This window comes from Agrococcus phoenicis, from assembly GCF_047302415.1.
Lineage (GTDB): Bacteria > Actinomycetota > Actinomycetes > Actinomycetales > Microbacteriaceae > Agrococcus.
Window position 1 is genome coordinate 1,585,494 of record NZ_CP154854.1, and the last position, 19,672, is coordinate 1,605,165.

Annotated in this window: 17 protein-coding genes and 1 tRNA gene; 8 read left to right on the forward strand and 10 right to left on the reverse strand. The window is 73.6% G+C overall.

Features of this window, described 5'->3' with window-relative positions:
- Window positions 1-60: 60 nt before the first annotated feature.
- The 6 genes from prfA to lysA all read right to left on the reverse strand — a co-directional run bounded on the left by prfA (window position 61) and on the right by lysA (window position 8,324).
- A complete protein-coding gene (gene prfA / locus AA0Z99_RS07630) occupies window positions 61-1,143 on the reverse strand; it encodes a peptide chain release factor 1 (RefSeq protein WP_413316499.1) in 1,083 nt (360 codons plus the stop codon).
- 1 nt (window position 1,144) lies between these two features.
- Window positions 1,145-3,367, reverse strand: a complete 2,223-nt coding sequence (gene rho, locus AA0Z99_RS07635) for a transcription termination factor Rho (protein ID WP_413316500.1) — start codon at window positions 3,365-3,367, stop codon at window positions 1,145-1,147.
- Window positions 3,368-3,523: 156 nt separating this feature from the next.
- The gene (gene thrB / locus AA0Z99_RS07640; protein WP_413316501.1) at window positions 3,524-4,480 is read right to left on the reverse strand and encodes a homoserine kinase; all 957 of its coding nucleotides are present in this window, start codon (window positions 4,478-4,480) and stop codon (window positions 3,524-3,526) included.
- Window positions 4,477-5,553, reverse strand: coding sequence for a threonine synthase (gene thrC, locus AA0Z99_RS07645; protein WP_413316502.1), 1,077 nt, complete (start codon window positions 5,551-5,553; stop codon window positions 4,477-4,479). The genes thrB and thrC overlap by 4 nt, the downstream gene beginning before the upstream one ends.
- Before the next feature lie 9 nt (window positions 5,554-5,562).
- Window positions 5,563-6,873 carry a homoserine dehydrogenase gene (locus AA0Z99_RS07650; protein WP_413316503.1) on the reverse strand — a complete coding sequence of 437 codons (1,311 nt, stop codon included), beginning with the start codon at window positions 6,871-6,873 and terminating at the stop codon, window positions 5,563-5,565.
- On the reverse strand, window positions 6,870-8,324 hold the full coding sequence (gene lysA, locus AA0Z99_RS07655; protein ID WP_413316504.1) for a diaminopimelate decarboxylase: 1,455 nt from the start codon (window positions 8,322-8,324) through the stop codon (window positions 6,870-6,872). The genes AA0Z99_RS07650 and lysA overlap by 4 nt, the downstream gene beginning before the upstream one ends.
- Window positions 8,325-8,426: 102 nt before the next feature.
- On the opposite strand from lysA, the gene AA0Z99_RS07660 reads away from it, so the two are divergent.
- Window positions 8,427-9,095, forward strand: coding sequence for a DNA-3-methyladenine glycosylase (locus AA0Z99_RS07660; protein ID WP_413316505.1), 669 nt, complete (start codon window positions 8,427-8,429; stop codon window positions 9,093-9,095).
- A 136-nt stretch (window positions 9,096-9,231) separates the two neighbouring features.
- Here AA0Z99_RS07660 and argS read toward each other — a convergent pair whose 3' ends face one another.
- Window positions 9,232-10,890: an arginine--tRNA ligase gene (gene argS / locus AA0Z99_RS07665; protein WP_413316506.1), complete on the reverse strand. Its 1,659-nt coding sequence runs from the start codon at window positions 10,888-10,890 to the stop codon at window positions 9,232-9,234.
- A gap of 61 nt (window positions 10,891-10,951) precedes the next feature.
- Here argS and AA0Z99_RS07670 point away from each other — a divergent pair, with 61 nt between their 5' ends.
- Window positions 10,952-11,539 (forward strand): hypothetical protein, encoded by a 588-nt coding sequence (locus AA0Z99_RS07670; protein WP_413316507.1) that lies wholly within the window; start codon window positions 10,952-10,954, stop codon window positions 11,537-11,539.
- Window positions 11,540-11,612: 73 nt separating this feature from the next.
- Here AA0Z99_RS07670 and AA0Z99_RS07675 read toward each other — a convergent pair whose 3' ends face one another.
- On the reverse strand, window positions 11,613-12,404 hold the full coding sequence (locus AA0Z99_RS07675; RefSeq protein WP_413316508.1) for a transglutaminase-like domain-containing protein: 792 nt from the start codon (window positions 12,402-12,404) through the stop codon (window positions 11,613-11,615).
- 156 nt (window positions 12,405-12,560) lie between these two features.
- On the opposite strand from AA0Z99_RS07675, the gene AA0Z99_RS07680 reads away from it, so the two are divergent.
- From AA0Z99_RS07680 to AA0Z99_RS07705, 6 genes are all read left to right on the forward strand, one after another.
- Window positions 12,561-13,193: a TetR/AcrR family transcriptional regulator gene (locus tag AA0Z99_RS07680; RefSeq protein ID WP_413316509.1), complete on the forward strand. Its 633-nt coding sequence runs from the start codon at window positions 12,561-12,563 to the stop codon at window positions 13,191-13,193.
- A 64-nt stretch (window positions 13,194-13,257) separates the two neighbouring features.
- A tRNA-Arg gene (locus tag AA0Z99_RS07685) sits at window positions 13,258-13,333 on the forward strand.
- A gap of 182 nt (window positions 13,334-13,515) precedes the next feature.
- Window positions 13,516-14,109: a TetR/AcrR family transcriptional regulator gene (locus AA0Z99_RS07690; protein ID WP_413316510.1), complete on the forward strand. Its 594-nt coding sequence runs from the start codon at window positions 13,516-13,518 to the stop codon at window positions 14,107-14,109.
- A 41-nt stretch (window positions 14,110-14,150) separates the two neighbouring features.
- On the forward strand, window positions 14,151-14,465 hold the full coding sequence (locus AA0Z99_RS07695; RefSeq protein ID WP_413316511.1) for a metal-sensitive transcriptional regulator: 315 nt from the start codon (window positions 14,151-14,153) through the stop codon (window positions 14,463-14,465).
- Window positions 14,466-14,503: 38 nt separating this feature from the next.
- A complete protein-coding gene (locus AA0Z99_RS07700) occupies window positions 14,504-14,842 on the forward strand; it encodes a heavy-metal-associated domain-containing protein (protein ID WP_413316512.1) in 339 nt (112 codons plus the stop codon).
- Window positions 14,843-14,949: 107 nt separating this feature from the next.
- A complete protein-coding gene (locus tag AA0Z99_RS07705; protein WP_413316513.1) occupies window positions 14,950-17,208 on the forward strand; it encodes a heavy metal translocating P-type ATPase in 2,259 nt (752 codons plus the stop codon).
- A 178-nt stretch (window positions 17,209-17,386) separates the two neighbouring features.
- Here AA0Z99_RS07705 and AA0Z99_RS07710 read toward each other — a convergent pair whose 3' ends face one another.
- Together AA0Z99_RS07710 and AA0Z99_RS07715 are read right to left on the reverse strand one after the other, a co-directional pair.
- On the reverse strand, window positions 17,387-18,055 hold the full coding sequence (locus tag AA0Z99_RS07710; protein ID WP_413316514.1) for a low molecular weight phosphatase family protein: 669 nt from the start codon (window positions 18,053-18,055) through the stop codon (window positions 17,387-17,389).
- Between the two features lie 181 nt (window positions 18,056-18,236).
- Window positions 18,237-19,670: a helix-turn-helix domain-containing protein gene (locus AA0Z99_RS07715; RefSeq protein WP_413316515.1), complete on the reverse strand. Its 1,434-nt coding sequence runs from the start codon at window positions 19,668-19,670 to the stop codon at window positions 18,237-18,239.
- Window positions 19,671-19,672: the final 2 nt, after the last annotated feature.

The window sequence follows — 19,672 nt, forward strand, 5'->3', positions numbered from 1 at the left end:
CTCGCGTCCCCCTGCGCACGCCCGCGACGCCGCCGCCCGGGCATGCGCGGCATCAGCGGATCAGGCCTCGTCGCCCGCGAGCGCGGCCAGGCGCGCCTCTTCGTCGGCGGCGATGCACGAGTCGATCACGGCCTGCAGCGCGCCGTCCATCACGGTGTCGAGGTTGTAGGCCTTGAACCCGGTGCGGTGGTCGGCGATGCGGTTCTCGGGGAAGTTGTAGGTGCGGATGCGCTCGGAGCGATCCATGCCGCGGATCTGCGACCGCCGCGCGTCCGAGGCGGCAGCGTCGAGCTCCTCCTGCTGCCGCGCCAGCAGGCGCGCGCGCAGCACGCGCATGCCCGCCTCGCGGTTCTGCAGCTGGCTCTTCTCGTTCTGCATCGACACCGTGATGCCGGTCGGCAGGTGCGTGATGCGCACCGCCGAGTCGGTCGTGTTCACGCTCTGCCCTCCCGGGCCCGAGGAGCGGTAGACGTCGATCTTCAGGTCGTTCTGGTCGATCTGGATCTCGTCGGGCGCATCGACCTCCGGGAACACCAGCACACCGGTGGTCGAGGTGTGGATGCGGCCCTGCGACTCGGTCGCCGGCACGCGCTGCACGCGGTGCACGCCGCCCTCGTACTTCAGCGACGCCCAGACGCCCTGCGCGGGGTCGTTCGACGAGCCCTTGATGGCGATCTGCACGTCCTTGAAGCCACCCATGTCGCTCGCCGTCGACTCGAGCATCTCGACCTTCCAGCCTCGGCTCGCGGCGTAGTGGGAGTACATGCGCACGAGGTCGGCCGCGAACAGCGCTGACTCCTCGCCGCCCTCGCCGCCCTTGACCTCCATGATCACGTCGCGCCCGTCATCCGGGTCGCGCGGGATCAGCAGGCGCCGCAGCCTCTCCTCGGTCTCGTGCGCGGCCTGCTCCAGCGCCGGCACCTCCTCGGCGAAGGCGTCGTCCTCGCGGGCGAGCTCGCGCGCCGCCTCGAGGTCGTCGAGCGCCCCGCGCCAGCGCTCGTGCGCAGCCTTCACCTGGCTGAGCTCGGCGTAGCGCCGGTTCACCCGGCGCGCACGACCGGCATCGGCGTGCAGCGCCGGGTCGGCGAGCTGCTGCTCGAGGTCGGCGTGCTCGGCGATGAGCCCCGCGACCGACTCGAACACGTCAGTCCTTGTCGTGCTGGCCGGGCATCGACTTCGAGACCTTCATCAGGAACTCGACGTTCGACTGCGTCTCCTTGAGCTGCTTGAGCACGAGCTCCAGCGCCTGCTGGGTCTCGAGCCCGGCGAGCGCCCGGCGCAGCTTCCACATGACCTTCGTCTCCTCGACGCCCATCAGCATCTCCTCGCGGCGCGTGCCGGATGCGTTGACGTCGACAGCGGGGAAGATGCGCTTGTCGGCCATGTGGCGCGACAGGCGGAGCTCCATGTTGCCCGTGCCCTTGAACTCCTCGAAGATCACCTCGTCCATCTTCGAACCGGTCTCGACGAGCGCCGTGGCGAGGATGGTGAGCGAGCCGCCGTGCTCGATGTTGCGCGCCGCGCCGAAGAACTTCTTCGGCGGGTAGAGCGCGCTCGAGTCGACGCCGCCGGAGAGGATGCGGCCCGAGGGCGGCGCCGACAGGTTGTAGGCGCGGCCCAGGCGCGTGATGCCGTCGAGCAGCACGACCACGTCGTGGCCGAGCTCGACCAGGCGCTTCGCGCGCTCGATCGCCAGCTCTGCGACGATCGTGTGATCCTCCGCGGGCCGGTCGAAGGTCGACGCGATGACCTCGCCCTTGACGGTGCGCTGGAAGTCGGTGACCTCCTCGGGGCGCTCGTCGACGAGCACGATCATCAGGTGCACCTCGGGGTTGTTCTCGGCGATGGCGTTCGCGATGGCCTGCATCACGAGCGTCTTGCCAGCCTTCGGCGGCGAGACGATCAGGCCGCGCTGGCCCTTGCCGATCGGCGACACGAGGTCGATGACGCGCGTCGAGAGCTTGTTCGGCGTCGTCTCGAGCCGCAGGCGCTCCTGCGGGTAGAGCGGCGTGAGCTTCGAGAACTCGACGCGGTTGAGCGACTCCTCGGTGGTCTGGCCGTTGATCGAGTCGACGCGCACGAGCGCGTTGTACTTCTGGCGGCCCGACTGCTGCTCGCCCTCGCGCGGCTGCTTGATGGCGCCGACGACGGCGTCGCCCTTGCGCAGGCCGTGCTTCTTGACCTGGGCGAGCGAGACGTAGACGTCGTTCGACCCCGGCAGGTAGCCGGAGGTGCGCACGAAGGCGTAGTTGTCGAGCACGTCGAGGATGCCGGCGACGGGCAGCAGCACGTCGTCCTCGTGGATCTCGGGCTCGGCGTCCTGCCCGCGGGTGCGGGTGCGCTCGCGGCCGCGGGTGCGGCGCGACGCGGCATCCTGCTCGGCCTGCTGCTGGGCGCCGCTCTGGCCGCGGCCGCGGCCGCGCGAGCGGCGCGAGCCGCCCTCGTCGTCGCCGTCGTCGTCCTGCTGCTGGCCGCGCTGCTGGTTGCCGCGCTGCTGCCCGGCGTCCTGCTGGTCGCCGTTCTGGCCGCCCTTGCCGCGGCTGCGGCGACGGCGCGAGCCGCCCTGCTGCTCGTCGTCGTCCTGCTCCTGGCCGCGCTGCTGCTGACGGCCGCGACGGTCGTCGCCCGGCTGCTCGGCGTCATCGCGGTCGTCGGATGCGCGGCCACGGCCGCGGCGGGAGCCGGAGGCGCCGTCGTCGTCACCGCGCGCGTCGCGAGCGGGCGCGCTGTCGCGGCTGCCCTGCTCGTCCTGCGGCTCCTCGGCGTCGCCGCCGCCTGCCTGCGCCCGGTCTCCGGCAGCCTGGTCGGCCGCGCCCTGCTGGCCCTTGCCCCGGGCCTTGCCTCGGCCCGCAGGCTGCGCGTCGTCCGCCGCGGGCTCGGAGGCCTGCTCGCCGCTGGTCTCGGCGGGCGACTCGTCGGCGGCCTTGCGCGAGCGGCTCGCGCGGCGCTTCGCCGGCTTCTCGGCCGGTGCCTCCGCAGCGGCGGAGCCGTCGGCGTCGGTGCCGGAGTCTGCGGGCTCGGCGTCGGAGGGCTCGGCCGCCGCTGCCTCGTCGGCGCGCTTCTCGGCCGCGGTGCGGCGCGTGCTCGCGCGGCGCTTCGTGGCGGGCTTCTCCGCGGCGGCCTCGCTGGCAGGGGCGTCGCCCGCGGCGGCTGCCGAGGGCGACTCCGGGGCGGCTGCGTCAGCGGCCTGCTCGGCCACCGACGACGTCGTCGCGCGGCGCGAGCGCCGCTTGGGCGCTGCCGGTGCCTCGGCTGCAGCAGCCTGCCCTGCCGCCGACGCGCCGGCGGTGGCCGCGGGCTGCTCGGAGGCGGTGGTGGTGTCGGCTGCCTCGGCTGCCGGAACGCTGTCGATCGTCTCGCTGGTCATGGCGCGAGTGCTCCTTACGGGTTGGCCCGCGCGCGATGCCGCGGGCATGGGACCTTGTCTCCCGCTGCGCCCACGGCCAGGGCAGCTGTCACAGCTGCCCGGCGGTCGAGCGCATCAGAGATGCAGAGAGTTGGAGTCTGGAACACCCCAGCCGGGCTACGCCGCGGCACTGGTGGGGATGGCCTCCACTGTACCACCGCGGATGTCGACGGCCAGCAGGCGCGCAGTCCACGCATCCGGCGCGTCCTCGACGATCCGCGCGGCATCCAGCCGGGCGGCGGGGTCGGCCGCCAGCACCAGCACCGAGGGCCCGGCACCGGAGACGACGGCTGCGTGGCCGGCGGCGCGCAGCGCACCGACGAGCGCGCTCGTCTGCGGCATCGCGCTCGCCCGGTACGACTGGTGCAGGCGATCCTCGGTGGCGTCGAGCAGCAGCTCCGGGCTCTGCGTCAGCGCAGCCACGAGCAGCGCGGATCGCGAGACGTTGAAGACCGCGTCGGCGTGCGGCACGGCCTCGGGCTGGAGGCTGCGCGCGAGCTTCGTCGACATCGTGGCCTCCGGCACGGCGACCAGCAGCGAGACGCCGCGGTGCACGGCGAGCTGCTTCTGGCGCGGTCCGGTCTCGTCGACCCAGGCGATGGTGAGGCCGCCGAAGATGGCGGGAGCCACGTTGTCGGGGTGCCCCTCGAGCTCGGTCGCGAAGCGCAGCACGTCGTCGTCGCCGACGGGCACGATGCCCTCGAGCAGGCCCTTCGCGGCCAGCACGCCCGACACGATCGCCGCGCCGGAGGAGCCCATGCCGCGCCCGTGCGGGATGCTGTTGCGCGCCTCGAGCAGGAGCCCGGGCGCCTCCACGCCGACGCGGTCGAAGACGTGCAGGATCGATCGCGCGACGAGGTTCGTCTCGTCGGTCGGCACGCTGAGCTCGTCGCCCGCCTCGCCGACGCCGGAGACCGTCACGCGCACGCCCTCCGCGACCGCCTCGACCTCGAGCTCGTCGTGCACGTTCAGCGCCAGCCCGAGCGTGTCGAAGCCGGGGCCGAGGTTCGCGCTCGTCGCCGGCACGCGCACCCGCACCCGCCGGCCGAGCGGCACCGTCACCGCGCCCGTCATGCCAGGCCCAGCAGCTGCGCGACCTGCGTGGTGTCGGCGTCCGCGGACTCGGGCGCCGCGTCGGAGCCGTCCTCGAGCTTCAGGCCCCACTGCGCATCCTTGAGGCCGTGCCCGGTCACGGTCAGCGCGACGGTGGAGCCGGCGGGGATCTCACCGGCGGCGTGGCGCTCGAGCAGGCCCGCGACCGAGATCGCCGAGGCCGGCTCGACGAAGACGCCGGTCGACGACGCGAGCAGCCGCTGCGCCCGCAGGATCGCCGCGTCGTCGATCGCCCCGATGAAGCCGCCGGACTCGTCGCGCGCGTCGATCGCCTGCTGCCAGGAGGCGGGGTTGCCGATCCGGATCGCGGTCGCGACGGTGTCGGGCTGCCGAACGACCTCGCCGTGCACGATCGGCGCAGCACCGGCGGCCTGGAAGCCCAGCATCCGGGGCCGCTTGGTCGCGACGCCGGAGGTCTCGGCGAGCGAGTAGCCGCGCCAGTAGCTCGTGATGTTGCCCGCGTTGCCCACCGGGATGCAGTGGATGTCGGGGGCGTCGCCCAGCACGTCGACGATCTCGAGCGCCGCGGTCTGCTGCCCCTCGATGCGGTCGTCGTTCACCGAGTTCACCAGGTGCACCGGGTAGCGCTCGGCGAGCTCCTTCGAGATCTCCAGGCAGTCGTCGAAGTTGCCGCGCACCTGCACGATGCGCGCGCCGTGCACGACGGACTGCGCGAGCTTGCCCATCGAGATCTTGCCCTCCGGCACGAGCACGATCGCCTGGATCCCCGCCGCGGCCGCGTAGGCGGCGGCGGAGGCGGAGGTGTTGCCGGTCGACGCGCACGCCACGGCCTTCGCTCCGCGCTCGACGGCGCGCGAGAGCGCCACCGTCATGCCGCGATCCTTGAACGACCCCGTGGGGTTCAGCCCCTCGAACTTCACGAGCACGCGCGCGTCGGTCATCTGCGACAGCGCCCTCGACTCGATGAGCGGGGTGCCGCCCTCGCCGAGCGTGACGACCGTCGACGCATCCGTCACGTCGAGCACGTCGGCCCACTCGCGCAGCACGCCGCGCCACTGATTCCGGTTCGCCATGGTTCTCTCCTAGTCGATGAGACGGATCACGCTGTCGATCCGCTCCACGTCGGTGTGCGCCTCGAGCGCCTCGAGCACATCCGCGATGCGCGCCTCGCTCGCGGCGTGGGTGCCGAGCACGAGGGCTGCGCTGCCGTCGGTCGGATCCTGCCGCACGGACTCGACCGAGACGCCCTGCTCGGAGAAGAGCCCGGCGACCGCGGCGAGCACGCCCGGCCGGTCGTCGACCGTGAGCGCCACCTCGTGCCGGGCGACCACGTCGCCGAACGGCGCGAGGCCGAGCTTCGCGTGCGTCGAGCCGGGCATGCCGGGGCCGCCGGCTACGTGGCGGCGGGCGATCGAGACGAGGTCGCCGAGCACGGCGGACGCGGTCTCGGGGCCGCCGGCGCCCGCGCCGTAGAACATCAGGTCGCCCGCGGACTCGGCGGTCACGAAGATCGCGTTCATGGCCTCGTGCACGGCGGCCAGCGGATGCGTCGCGGGCAGCGACACGGGATGCACGCGCGCCGAGACGCGGTCGCGGGCGCCGCCGACGTCGCCGGGCGCTCCCGGCAGCCGCTCGCAGATCGCCACGAGCTTCAGCACCCGGCCGGTGCGCTCGGCCTGCTGCACCATCGCATCGGTCACGCCCGTGATGCCCTCGCGGTGCACCTCCGAGGCGGGCACCTCGGTGTGGAAGGCGAGGGAGGCGAGGATCGTCGCCTTGCTGGCGGCGTCGAAGCCCTCGATGTCGGCGGTCGGGTCGGCCTCGGCATAGCCCAGCTCGGTCGCGACGGCCAGGGCCTCCTCGAGCGACGAGCCCTCGGTGTGCATGCGGTCGAGGATGAAGTTGGTCGTGCCGTTGACGATGCCCATGACGCGCGTCACCCGGTCCCCAGCGAGCGACTGCTCGAGCGGTCGGATGATGGGGATCGCGCCGCCGACGGCCGCCTCGTAGGCGACCTGCGCGCCGACCGTCTCGGCCGCTTGGAAGAGGGCCGGGCCGTGCGCCGCGACGAGCGCCTTGTTGGCCGTCACGACGTCGGCGCCGGCCGCGATGGCGTCGAGCAGCAGGCTGCGGGCGGGCTCGATGCCGCCGAGCAGCTCGACGACGATGTCGGCACCGGCGACGAGCGTGTCGAGGTCCGTGGTGAGCAGCTCGCGCGGCAGCGGCACGTCGCGCTGCGCGTCGACGTCGCGCACGCCGATGCCGACCAGCTCGAGGGGCGCGCCGACGCGCGCGGCCAGCTCGTCGTGCTGCTCGAGCAGCAGCCGCGCGACCTGGGAGCCGACGCTGCCGGCGCCGAGCAGCGCGATGCGGAGGGATCGGTAGGCGTTCATGCGGATGCGGCTCCGTTGCTGGGGTCGGGGACGGCGGCGGGATCCGGGTGGAGGCCCGCGTCGCGCGCGAGCACGTCGTCGATCGACTCGCGGCGCACGAGCGTGCGCACGAGCGCGCCGCCGCCGGGCTCGGCCGACACCGAGAGCACCGGCGGACGGGGGGCCGCGTTGTAGTTGGAGGCGAGCGAGTGGCAGTAGGCGCCGGTGGCGGCGACGGCGAGCAGATCGCCGGGCGCGACGTCGCCGGGCAGCCACTCGGCGTCGACGACGATGTCGCCCGACTCGCAGTGGCGGCCCGCGACCCGCACGAGCGCGGGAGCGGCATCCGACGACCGCGAGGCGATGCGCGCGGAGTACTGCGCGCCGTACAGCGCGGGCCTGGCGTTGTCGGCCATGCCGCCGTCGACGGAGACGTAGGTGCGGGTCCCCTCGCCGAGCCGCACGGGCTTGACCGTGCCGACCGTGTAGACGGTGATGCCGGCGGGCCCGACGATCCAGCGGCCCGGCTCGATCGCGATCCGCGGCACCGCGATGCCGAGCTCGTTCGCTGCCTGCCGCACCGCTGCCGCGAGCCTCGAGGCGATTGCCTCGATCGGCTCGAGGCTGTCGGCCGCGGTGTAGGCGATGCCGAAGCCGCCGCCGAGGTTCAGCTCGGCGAGCGGCTCGTCGCCGTCGGCGAGCTCGGCGTGCAGCGCGAGCATGCGCCGGGCCGAGGCGGCGAAGCCCTCGTGGTCGAAGATCTGCGAGCCGATGTGCGTGTGGAGGCCGACGAGCTCGAGGCTCGGCAGCGCGCGGATGCGCCGCACGACGGCGGGCGCATCGGCGACGGGGATGCCGAACTTCTGATCCTCGTGGCTCGTGGCGAGGAACTCGTGCGTCGAGGCGTGCACGCCCACGGAGATGCGCAGCCGCACGCGCTGCACGCGCCCAGCGGCCTCGGCGGCCGCTGCGATCCGCTCCACCTCGATCGGCGAGTCGATGACGAAGGTGCCGACCCCCGCGGCCACGCCCGCCTCGATCTCCCCGACGGACTTGTTGTTGCCGTGGAACCCGATGGCGCTCGGCTCGACGCCCGCGCGGAGCGCGACGGCGAGCTCGCCGCCGGTGCACACGTCGATGCGCAGTCCCTCCGCGCGCATCCACCGCGCCACGTCGGCGGTCAGCAGCGCCTTGCCGGCGTAGTAGACGTCGACGGCGGCTGCGCCCTCGGGCGCGGCGAACGCGGTCTCGAAGGCGATGCGGATCCGCCTGGCGCGGTCGCGGGCGACGGTCTCGTCGACGAGCAGGAAGGGCGTGCCGTGCTCTGCCGCGATGTCGACCACCGAGGCGCCCTGCACGTGCAGCACGCCGCCGTCGCGCGCAGCACCCGCCGGCCAGACGCCCTCGGCGAGCGCGTTGGCGTCGGCCCGGTCGGGCAGCTCGGGCAGCTCCAGGGCGAGCGGATGCGGCACGGGGGCTCCGTCCGTACGAGGGGTGGTGGCCTGTCTGGCAGGCGGCGTCTGCGCTTGTGGCGCTGACACCATCTTAGGCAACCGTCGGATACCGTGCCGTGCGTGCCGACACCTGACGCGACGTGGTTCGAGCGCGATCCGGTGGAGCTCGCGCCGCTGCTGCTCGGGGGCGTGCTGCGTCGAGCGGATGCTGCGGGGGCCGTGGCCGTGCGCGTCACCGAGGTCGAGGCCTACCGCGGCAGCGACGACCCGGGGGCGCACACCTTCCGCGGGCGGACCGCCCGCAACGCGACCATGTTCGGGCCCGGCGGGCACGTCTACTGCTACTTCACGTACGGCATGCACCACGCGGTGAACATCGTCGCCGGGCCGGCCGGCAGCGGGTGGGGCGTGCTCGTGCGGGCGGGCGAGGTGGTCGAGGGGCTCGCACTGGCGCTCGAGCGGCGCGCGGCCCGGCGCCGCTCCCCCCTCGTCGGCGAGCCCGCCCGCGGGCCGGGCAACGTGGCGCAGGCCCTCGGGGCGACGCTCGCGGACGACGGGGCGCGCCTGGGTCCGGCGGCCGAGGCCGCCAGAAGCGAGCGGGCGGAGGACGAGGCGGCGCGCTGGTCGTTCGTGCCCGCCGCGGCGCCGCTGCCCTTCCGCACGGGGCCGCGCGTGGGCGTCAGCGGTCCCGGCGGGGACGCCTCCGACTTCCCGTGGCGCTTCTGGGTGCCGGGCGAGCCGAGCGTCTCGACCTACCGCGCCGCGGTGCCCCGCACGCGCGCGCGCTGAGCGGAGTCGCGAGACGAGGGCGCCGCCGCGGAGGCAGCGAGTGCGCCATGGATCCGGTGCGCTTCGCCCATCCGTCCTCCCCTGAGGACGCCTGCGGCCGCGAGCAGGGCGCTGGCGAGGCGTGCAGGGGCCGGCGCTACATGCGCTCCGGCGCCGAGACGCCGACGGTGGACAGCGCGGTGCGCAGCACCTGCCCGGTCGCGTCGTTCAGCCACAGCCGCGTGCGATGCACCGTCGTGATGGGCTCGTCGCCGACCGGCGTCACGCGGCACGCGTCGTACCAGCGGTGGTAGAGGCCCGCGAGCTCTTCGGCGAAGCGCGCCACGCGGTGCGGCTCGCGCAGCTCGGCCGCCTGCGCGAGCACGCGCGGGAAGTCGGCGAGCGCGCCCAGCAGCGCCGACTCGCTCGGGTGCTCGAGCAGCGAGGGGTCGAACTCGCTGCGGTCGACGCCCGCCGCCGCCGCGTTGCGGCCCACCGCCGACATGCGCGCGTGCGCGTACTGCACGTAGTAGACGGGGTTGTCGTTCGTGCGCTGCGTCAGCAGCTCGAGGTCGATGTCGAGAGGCGTGTCGGCGCTCGAGCGCACGAGCGCGTAGCGGGCGGCGTCGACGCCGACGGCATCCACCAGGTCCTCCATCGTGACGATCGTGCCGGCGCGCTTCGACATGCGCACGGGCGCGCCGTCGCGCATCAGGTTGACCATCTGGCCGATCATCAGCTCGAGGTGCTCGTGGGGGGTGTCGCCGAAGGCCGCGCACATCGCCATCATGCGGCCGACGTAGCCGTGGTGGTCGGCGCCGAGCATGATGATGTTCTGCTCGAAGCCGCGCTCGCGCTTGTTCTGGTAGTAGCCGAGGTCGCCGGAGAAGTAGGCGGGCTGGCCGTTCGAGCGCACGACGACGCGATCCTTGTCGTCGCCGAACGAGGTGGTGCGCAGCCAGAGCGCTCCCTCCTGCTCGAAGATGTGGCCGCGCTCGCGCAGCGTCTCGATCGCCCGCTCGACGGAGCCGTCGGACTGCACCTGGTGCTCGTGGAAGTAGACGTCGAAGTCGACCCCGAACTCGTGCAGGTCGCGCTTGATCTCCTCGAACATCAGCTGCACGCCGTTGGCGCGGAACGCCTCCTGCAGCTCGGCATCGCCCAGGTCGAGGAGGTCGCCGTCGTAGGCGTCGTCGACCTTGCGCGCGATCTCCGCGATGTAGGCGCCGCCGTAGCCGTCCTCGGGCGTGGGCTCGCCGCGGAACGCCGCGACGAGGCTGCGGGCGAAGCGGTCGATCTGGCCGCCGTGGTCGTTGAAGTAGTACTCGCGGGTGACGAGGCCGCCCTGGCGCTCGAGCACGCGCCCCAGGCTGTCGCCGACCGCCGCCCAGCGGGTACCGCCCATGTGGATGGGCCCGGTCGGGTTGGCGGAGACGAACTCGAGGTTGATGCGCACGCCCTGCAGCGCGTCGCCCTGCCCGTACGCCTCGCCCGCCTCGACGATCGTACGCGCGAGCTCGCCCGCGGCGCCGGCCGCGAGGCGCAGGTTGATGAAGCCGGGGCCAGCCACGTCGGCGCCGGCGATCCCCTCGACCGCGGCGAGCTCCGCCGCGATCTCCTCGGCGAGCTCGCGGGGGTTCGCGCCGGCCTTCTTGGCGAACCGCATCGCGGCGTTCGTCGCCCAGTCGCCGTGGTCGCGGTTGCGCGGGCGCTCGAGCACGATGTCGCGCTCGCGCACCTCGATCTCGGCGGCGCGTCGCCCCACCGCGGAGCGGACGGCGGCGAGCACGGCGGCAGAGATCTCGAAGGGCTGCATCCTTCGATGCTAGTGCGCGCGGCTGCCTCGGCCCGCCGTCCTTGCGCCGTACGCTGGCAGCATGCCGAGCCCTCGTCACCGCATCCGTCGCCTCCTCCCCGTCGCGATCGTCGCGGCCGCCGCGGCCGTCGCGCTGACCGGCTGCGAGCCCGGCGCACTGGCCCCGACGGACTCGCCCACGCCGTCCTCGAGCGCGCAGCCGACGCCCTCCGCGGGCGGCTCGGCCGAGCCGACGCCGACGCCGACGCCGAGCGAGCCCGCCGGCTCGGAGCCGGCGGAGCCCACGACCCCGCCGGTCGCGGGTGAGATCGCGTGCTCCGAGGTGTTCACGGCCGACGACCTCTACGCCTTCAACCCGAACTTCGCGCCGACCGGCGAGCGGGGCGAGCTGCCCGGGACGACCGCCGACATCGCGGATGCCGGCGGCACGGTCTGCGCCTACCAGCACGTCACGGGGCCCGACCGGCTCGTGATCGCCGTGCTGCCGCAGGCGCAGGGGGCGACGGGGCCGACGTTCGAGGCGGTCGGCGAGGTGGGTGTCGCGACGACGCTCGACGGCGACGCGCTGCTGAGCGTCGCCTCGGAGTACTTCGTGACGGAGCAGGATGCCGCGACGGTGCTGGAGCAGGTCGCGGCGAACCTCTCCTGACCCGGTCGCGACAGCCACGCGCGCCGGGCAGCAGTTCGCGGAGCGCCCGCGCTGGGTCCGCTCGGCGCGCGGCTCAGAGGATGCGGTAGCGCTGGCGCGGGTCGTCGATCGTCCCCTGGGGGAGGGCGTCGTCGGTCGCCTCGACCGCGAGGCTCGTCAGCCGCACCGGGTTGCCCGTCGTCGTCGCCCACGCCGTCTCCAGCGCGTCGGCGCCCGTGGCGATGCGGATGAGGCTGCCGCGAGGGGCGAGGCCGGTGGCGTCGACGACCCACCAGTCGTCGTCGAGGTGCACCTCGGCGACGGCGTGGAAGTCGGGAGGCGTGAGCCCTGGGGCGTAGACGCCGGCGTAGCGCGCCGGGATGCCTGCCGCGCGGGCGAGCGCGATCATGACGTGCGCGTAGTCGCGGCACATGCCGCCGGCCTTCTCCATCGAGGACACGGCGGTGTCGTCGATCGCCGACATCGCCGGGGAGTAGGTGAAGCCGCGCGCGATCCAGTTGCGCATCGCGTCGACGGCCTCGAACCCGCTCGCACGCCCGAACCGCTCGTCGACGAAGCCGCGCAGCGCGCTGGCCTCGACGTAGCGGGAGTCCTCGAGGTAGCGCGCGGGGTCGCCGTCGCCGATCGGTCGCCGCAGGCTCTGGAGGCTCGACGCGACGTCCACCTCGAGCTGGCCCGCCGGGGCCGTGAACAGCAGCTGCCGAGTGTCGTGGGCGCCGGCGGCGATGCGCCACTCGACGGGAGCGCCGTCGACGGCGACGCTGATCCTGTCCTGCGACCCGTACGCCTCGGCAGGGAGTGCGAGCAGCACGAACTCGGTGTCGCCGACGAGCGACATCGAGAAGGCAGCACGCGCGGTTCGCATCAAGGTCGATCCTCCCACAGCGATGCCCGCCAGACCCTGCCATCGGCATGCGGTGAGCGCAGGCTTGCCGAAACGGATCGCACCTCGTCGCGAACACTGTTACGATACAGACTCGCCCCGCCCGCCGACGCTCGCCGGCCCTGACCCAGGAGCCTGATGTCTGAGACTGAGCCGCTTGCCGATGAGCCGCAGCTCGGCCTCCGCGAGCGCAAGAAGCTGCTGACGCACCGCACCATCGCCGATGCTGCGTACTCGCTCGCGCTGGAGCTCGGCCTCGACGCCGTCACGATCGACCAGATCGCCGACCGGGCCTTCGTCTCGCCGCGCACGGTCTCGAACTACTTCGTCTCGAAGGAGGCCGCCGTCGTCGCGGCGCACGACATCGGCCCGAACGAGCTCGTCGCAGGCCTCGCCGACCGCCCGTCGGAGGAGCTGCCGCTGCAGTCGCTGAGCGTCGTGCTGCGGGACGCGATCCGCGCGTGGTCCCCTGAGCGGCTGCAGATGCTGCGGGAGAAGGAAGCGCTGATCCGGCGCTACCCGGTGCTGCTGCCGCATCGGATGGCGCAGTACGACGAGCTGGAGGACGCGATCCGCGCGGCCATCGCCGAGCGCGCCGGCGAGGATCCCGCGACCGCCGCCTACCCGCGACTGCTCGCCGGCGCCGCGGTGGCCGCCGTCAAGACCGCGATCCGCGTCTGGGACACGACGGAGGGCGCAGCCGGCACGATCCCCGACCTGATCGACGCGGCGTTCGTCGAGCTCGCCCAGGGCCTCACGCACGAGCCGTGAGCCGCGCGTCCTGAGCACCCGCTCGGGCGGTGCTAGATTGGTCGACGCTGCCCACGGCAGCCCGGCCCCCATAGCTCAGGGGATAGAGCGTCTGCCTCCGGAGCAGAAGGCCGCAGGTTCGAATCCTGCTGGGGGCACCACGCACGTCGATCGCTGCGCGTCAGCAGCTCGATGCTCCCGACCGCCGCGGAACGCGGCCTCAGGAACCGCCCAGGCGCGCATCCTGCCACACCACCTCGTTTGCGTCGATGCAAGAGTTGCGGATCCTGCGAGTTCGACCGCAATGCTGAGCAAACCCTCAAAACAGCGTAAGATTATGAGCATGGGACGACCTCGACTCCACGACGAGCATCTGCGCCAGCGACTGCTCGAGGCCGCGACCGACCTGATGGCTGTGGACGGGCCCGACTTCTCCCTGCGACCGCTCGTGGCCTCGGTCGGCACCTCCACCTCTGCCGTCTACTCGCTGTTCGGCTCGCGGGGCGAGCTCCTGGAGGCGATCACCGTCCGCGCCGCACGCTCGTTCGTGGAGGCGCAGGCGGCTGCGCAGGTCGCCGATCCGGTGCAGCACATCGTCTCCCTGGTGCACGCGATGCGCTCCTGGGCGAGCGAGCACTCCGCGATGTTCCAGGTCGTCTTCGGCCGCACCAACGACTCCCCCGCGATCGCCGAGGCGCGCGCGAGCACCACCGAGCCGCTGCTCGCGGCGGTCACCGAGTCGATCGAGGCAGGCATCCTGCACGGCGACCCCGACACGACCACGCGCACGATCTTCGCCGGCGTGCACGGCTTCATCGCGCTCGAGCTCATCGGCCACTTCCCCGCCGAAGAGGCCGAGCCGCTGTTCGGTGCGATGCTCGCCGCCATCTGGCGCAGCTGGGCCACGCCCGAGCACGTCAGCGCCATCGCTGCCTGACGCTTGTCGGTCATACCCCTTGGGGGTATGATGGCGGCATCATGACCATCGAGACCGCACCCTCCAGCCCGTCGACGCACGGCTACGCCGCCGACAAGGCAGCCCTGCTCAAGCGGCTCAGCCGCGCCGAGGGCCAGGTGCGCGGCATCGCGCGCATGGTGGGCGAGGACGCGTACTGCATCGACGTGCTCACGCAGGTCTCGGCCGCCACGAAGGCGCTCGAGACGGTCGCGCTCCAGCTGCTCGAGGATCACCTCGCCCACTGCGTCGCCGAGGCGGCCGAGCAGGGCGGCCCCGTCGCGCAGGAGAAGCTCGCAGAGGCGAGCGCCGCGATCGCGCGGCTCGTCCGCTCCTGAGCGAGCACCACTCACCGACCAGACCAGAAGGGCATCCCATGCTGCAGAACATCGAGATCACCAGCCGCGACGGCGGACCGCAGGCCGACGAGCAGGCCGGGGGCTGCTGCGGCGGGGGCTGCTGCTCCACCGACTCGGTCGCCAGCGCGACGGAGGCGAGCACCACCCAGCGCTTCGAGGTCGAGGGCATGACGTGCGGCCACTGCGTCTCCTCGGTCACCGAGGAGCTCTCCGGTCTCGCCGGGGTGGAGGCCGTCGACGTGCAGCTCGTCGCCGGCGGGCGCTCGAGCGTCACCGTCGCATCCGACGCGCCGCTGCGCCTCGACGACGTGCGCGCCGCGGTCACCGAGGCCGGGTACACGCTCGTCGAGCGCTGACCTCCGCCGCCTGCGCAGAGCGCCGATCCCCCCACGGATCGGCGCTCTGCGCGTCTGGGCCTCCGCCTGGGTTGCGGGTGATACCCCCCAGGGGTATCGTTGGGGTCATGACGGATCCCACCTCGATCGACCTCGAGATCGGCGGCATGACCTGCGCCTCCTGCGCCAACCGCATCGAGCGCAGGCTGCAGAGGCTCCCGGGCGTGACCGCCACCGTCAACTACGCGACCGAGGTCGCGCACGTCTCGCTCCCCCAGGGCACGACGGTCGCGGACGCGATCCGCACGGTCGAGCAGACCGGCTACACGGCCGCGGTGCCGGAGCCCGAGGTCGAGCCCACGACCAGCGGGCCGAAGCTCGTGACGCGGCTCGTCGCATCCGCCGTCATGGGCGCACCGGTGCTGCTGGTCTCGATGGCACCCGCGCTGCAGTTCGCCGGCTGGCAGTGGGTGGCGCTCGCGCTGACCCTGCCGATCGCGACCTGGGGCGCATGGCCGTTCCACCGCGCTGCAGCCGTCAACCTGCGCCACGGCGCCGCGACCATGGACACCCTGGTCTCGCTCGGCGTCATCGCCGCCGTCGGCTGGTCGCTCTGGGCGCTCGTCGTGGGCGATGCCGGCCGCATCGGCATGCGCATGGAGATGCAGTGGTTCGGCAGCCACGGCGACGAGCTCTACCTCGAGGTCGCCGCGATCGTGACGGCGTTCCTGCTCGCCGGCCGCGTGATCGAGCATCGCGCCAAGCGCTCCAGCCAGCAGGCGCTGCGCTCGCTCGCCAGGCTCGGCGCCAAGGAGGCGAGCGTGATCCGCGACGGCGTCGAGTCGCGCATCCCCGCCGCCGAGCTGCGCGTGGGCGACAGGTTCCGGGTCGTGCCGGGCGAGAAGGTCGCCGCCGACGGCGTCGTCGTCGAGGGGGCCTCGGCGATCGACGCATCGCTGCTGACCGGTGAGTCGCTCCCCGTCGAGGTGCGCGCCGGCAGCGAGGTCGTCGGCGCCACCATCAACGGCCACGGCGTGCTGCTGGTCGAGGCCACCCGCGTGGGCGCCGACACCGAGCTCAGCCGCATCGCCTCCCTGCTCGAGCGCGCGCAGGAGGGCAAGGCCGATGTGCAGCGCCTCGCCGACCGCGTCTCGCAGTTCTTCGTGCCGACCGTGCTCGTGCTCGCACTCCTCGCGCTCGTCGGCTGGCTCGTCCTCACCGGCGACGCGACCGCCGCGTTCACCGCCGCCGTCGCGACGCTCATCATCGCCTGCCCGTGCGCCCTCGGGCTCGCGACGCCCACGGCACTGCTCGCCGGCACGACCCGCGGTGCCGAGCTGGGCATCCTCATCCGCGACGCGCGCGTGCTCGAGTCGAGCCGCGGCATCACCGCGATGCTCGTCGACAAGACCGGCACCGTCACCGAGGGGCGGATGCGCGTGGAGGAGGTCGTCGCGGCAGCGGGCCAGGAGGCCGGCGAGGCCCTGCGGATCGCGGCAGCCGTCGAGCGCGCGAGCGAGCACCCGATCGCGCGCGCGATCGTCGACGCAGCGGATGCGGCCGAGGCGCACGCAGCAGGCGCGTCAGCAGGCGCGTCGGCAGGGCGCCCGATGCTCCGCGCGACCGACGTGCAGGCGGCACCGGGTGCCGGCGTCGTGGGACTCGTCGACGGCCTCCCGGTGCAGGTCGGCAAGCCCGCGTGGCTCGCCTCCGACTGGTCCGTCTCGACGCCGGCCCCGCTCGCGGAGGCCTTCGAGGCGGCGGAGGCGAAGGGCGCCACGGCGCTCGCCGTCGCCTGGGACGGGGAGCTCCGCGCGATCATCGCGGTGCGCGACACCGTGAAGGCGACGAGCCGGGCTGCCGTGCAGCGGCTCGCAGCCCTCGGGATCGACGTGGTCATGCTCACCGGCGACCACGAGCGCGCCGCCCGCGCCGTCGCCGACGAGGTGGGCATCGAACGCGTCATCGCCGGCGTGAGCCCCGCCGAGAAGGTCGAGGCGGTGCGCGAGGAGCAGGCCGGCGGCGACGGCTCGCGCGCACGCCGCGTGGCGATGGCCGGCGACGGCGTGAACGACGCGGCGGCGCTCGCGGTGGCTGACCTCGGGCTCGCGATGGGCACGGGCACCGACGCCGCGCAGCAGGCGGCCGACATCACCCTCGTGCACGGCGACCTCGCCGGCGCGGCAGACGCCATCGCGCTGTCTCGGCGCACGCTCCGCACGATCCGCGGCAACCTCTTCTGGGCGTTCGGCTACAACGCGGCAGCGATCCCGCTGGCGATGGCAGGGCTCCTGAACCCGCTGATCGCCGGGGCCGCCATGGCCCTCTCGAGCGTGTTCGTGGTGCTGCACTCGCTGACGCTGCGGCGGTTCTCGCCCCGCGCGTAGGCGCACGCGGCACCGGGCGCGCTGCGCGGATCGGGGCACGGCCCTCGGCGCGCATCAGCGCACGGCGCACGGCGCACGGCGCACGGCGCACGGCGCACGGCGCACGGCGCACGGCGCACGGTGCACGGCGCGGATCAGAGCACGGCGGGCGCGACGGCCCTCGGCGCCCGCCGCCGAGTCAGAGCCGGTCGACGAAGGCCTGCGCTCGAGCCCGCACGCGATCGCGGATGCGCCGCACCTCCTCGGTGCCGAGTCCGGCCGGGTCGTCGAAGTCCCAGGCCTCGACGCGCTGACCGGCGCGCAGCGCGAAGGGATGCTCGATCAGCATCGTCACGATGACATCGGCGGCGTTCGCGACGTCGTCGGTGATCGGCTTCGGGAAGCTGTCGTCGAGCGGCACGCCATCCTCGTCCATCACGTCGGCGACGGTGCGCAGCACCTCGTCGGCGGGGTTGATCGCCGCCGAGAGCGCCTCGAGCCGCCCGGCGCCGAGGTCGTTGAGGTAGGCGGCAGCCATCTGCGAGATGCCGTCGTTGCGGATCGACTCGACCAGCACCCGCAGCGGAGCGCTCTCGCCCGTGGCGACCCCCTGCGCGCGCTCGAGGGCCCGCAGCCGATCGCCGGCGAAGCGGAGGGCGAGCGCCGGCAGCTGGGCGCGCACGCGTGCCCCGCGCGCGAGCGCCTCGTGCGACTCGAAGACGATGCGCTCCACCAGGGCGGGCGGCAGCGCCGGGTGCTGCTGGGCGAGATGCGCGGCGCCGCGGCGGAGCGCCTCCTCCGGCGAGCGCAGTCCGTCAGTGGCTCCGCCGTGCGCAGCCCGGTCGCCCGTGCTCCGGGACGCGGCCATCGAGGCCTCCGGGCGCGGACCATCGGTGTGCGGACCATCGGCATCGTGGGGCATGGCAGCTCCTCTGGCGGCGTGACGAGATCAGGCTATGGCCGCCCCCGCCCCGTGCCAAGGCGCGGCGCGAGCGGGCGACGCCGTCGCATCCGCTCGCCCTGCGCGGTGCCGGAGGAGCCCTGACCGATCAGAGCGCCGGCGCGTGGCGCTCGAGGAACTCGTAGAGCTCGGCGTCGTCGACGCCCGGGAAGGTGCCGCTGGGCAGAGGCGCGAGCGTGTGCTGGTGCATGCGGGCGGAGGCCCACGACTTCTGGCGCCAGCGCCCTGCCAGCGCGTCATCGGGTCGGGCGCAGCACCGGTCGTCGGGGCAGGTCGAGCTCTGCCGGAACGCGGTCTGCGAGCCGCGGAAGAACTTCGCCGCGTCGAAGGGCACGCCGAACGAGATCGAGAACTCCCCGTCAGCGCCGGAGCCGATCTGCGTCGAGCACCAGAAGGTGCCGCCCGGGGTGTCGGTGTACTGGTAGAACTCCGTCGTGCGCGAGGTGCGCTCGAACGCGCTGCGGGCGGCGAACTTGCGGCAGACCAGCTGCCCCTCGGCGTGGCCGGAGGCGTCGACCGGCACGGGGAGGCCGTCGTTCTCGTAGACCCGCGACAGCGCGCCGTCCTCCTGCACGCGCAGGAAGTGCACGCGCAGGTCGAGGTCGCGGGTCGCGAGGTTCGTGAAGCGCATCGCCGCGGTCTCGTGCGTGACCCCGAAGGCGTCGCGGAAGTCCTCGACCGCGAGGTTGCGCTCCTTCTTGGCTCGCGTGAGGTACTCGACGGCCTTCGTGCGCGGCATCAGCGTGGCCGCGGCGAAGTAGTTGATCTCGAGGCGCTGCTGCAGGAACTCGCGGTAGTCGCGCGGCTCGCGATGGCCGAGCAGGCGGTGCGCGATCGCCTGGAGCGCCATGGAGCGCAGCCCGTGGCCGCCGGGGATCGACGCCGGCGGCAGGTAGATGCGTCCCGTCTCGAGGTCGGTGACCGAGCGCGTCGAGTGCGGCAGGTCGGTGACGTAGACCAGCTCGAAGCCGAGCCGAGCCGCGATCTCGCTCACGGTGCGGTGGGTGAGGCTGCCGCCCTCGTAGCCCACTGCCCGCAGCTGCTCCTCGGCCAGCTCGTCGAGCTCTGGGAGCGCGTTGTCGCGGGCACGCATGGCGTGGCGCAGGTCGGTGGCATCGCGCCGCGCCTGCTCGGGGGTGGCGATCGCCTCGCGGGCGCGCCGGTCGAGCTCGCGGTGGAGGCCGACGAGCGCCCGCAGCACCTCGTCGCCCATCGAGCGCGTGGGCCGCACCGCCGGCAGGCCGAGGCGGCGGTAGCTCGCGCCCTCCTGGAGGCGAGCGAGGTCGAGCTCGAGGCGCGAGCGTTCGCTCGGAGGCTCGGGGTCGAGCAGCTGCGAGGTCGTCACCCCCAGCACGTCGGCGATCGCCTGCAGGTGGCTGAGCTTCGGCTCGCGGTGACCGTTCTCGATGAGCGAGAGCTGACTGCCAGCGAGCCCGATGCGCTCCCCGAGGGCGTCGAGGGTGAGCTCGGCGGATGCGCGGAAGTGACGGATGCGGTGTCCCAGGACTGCGGCGTCGACCATGA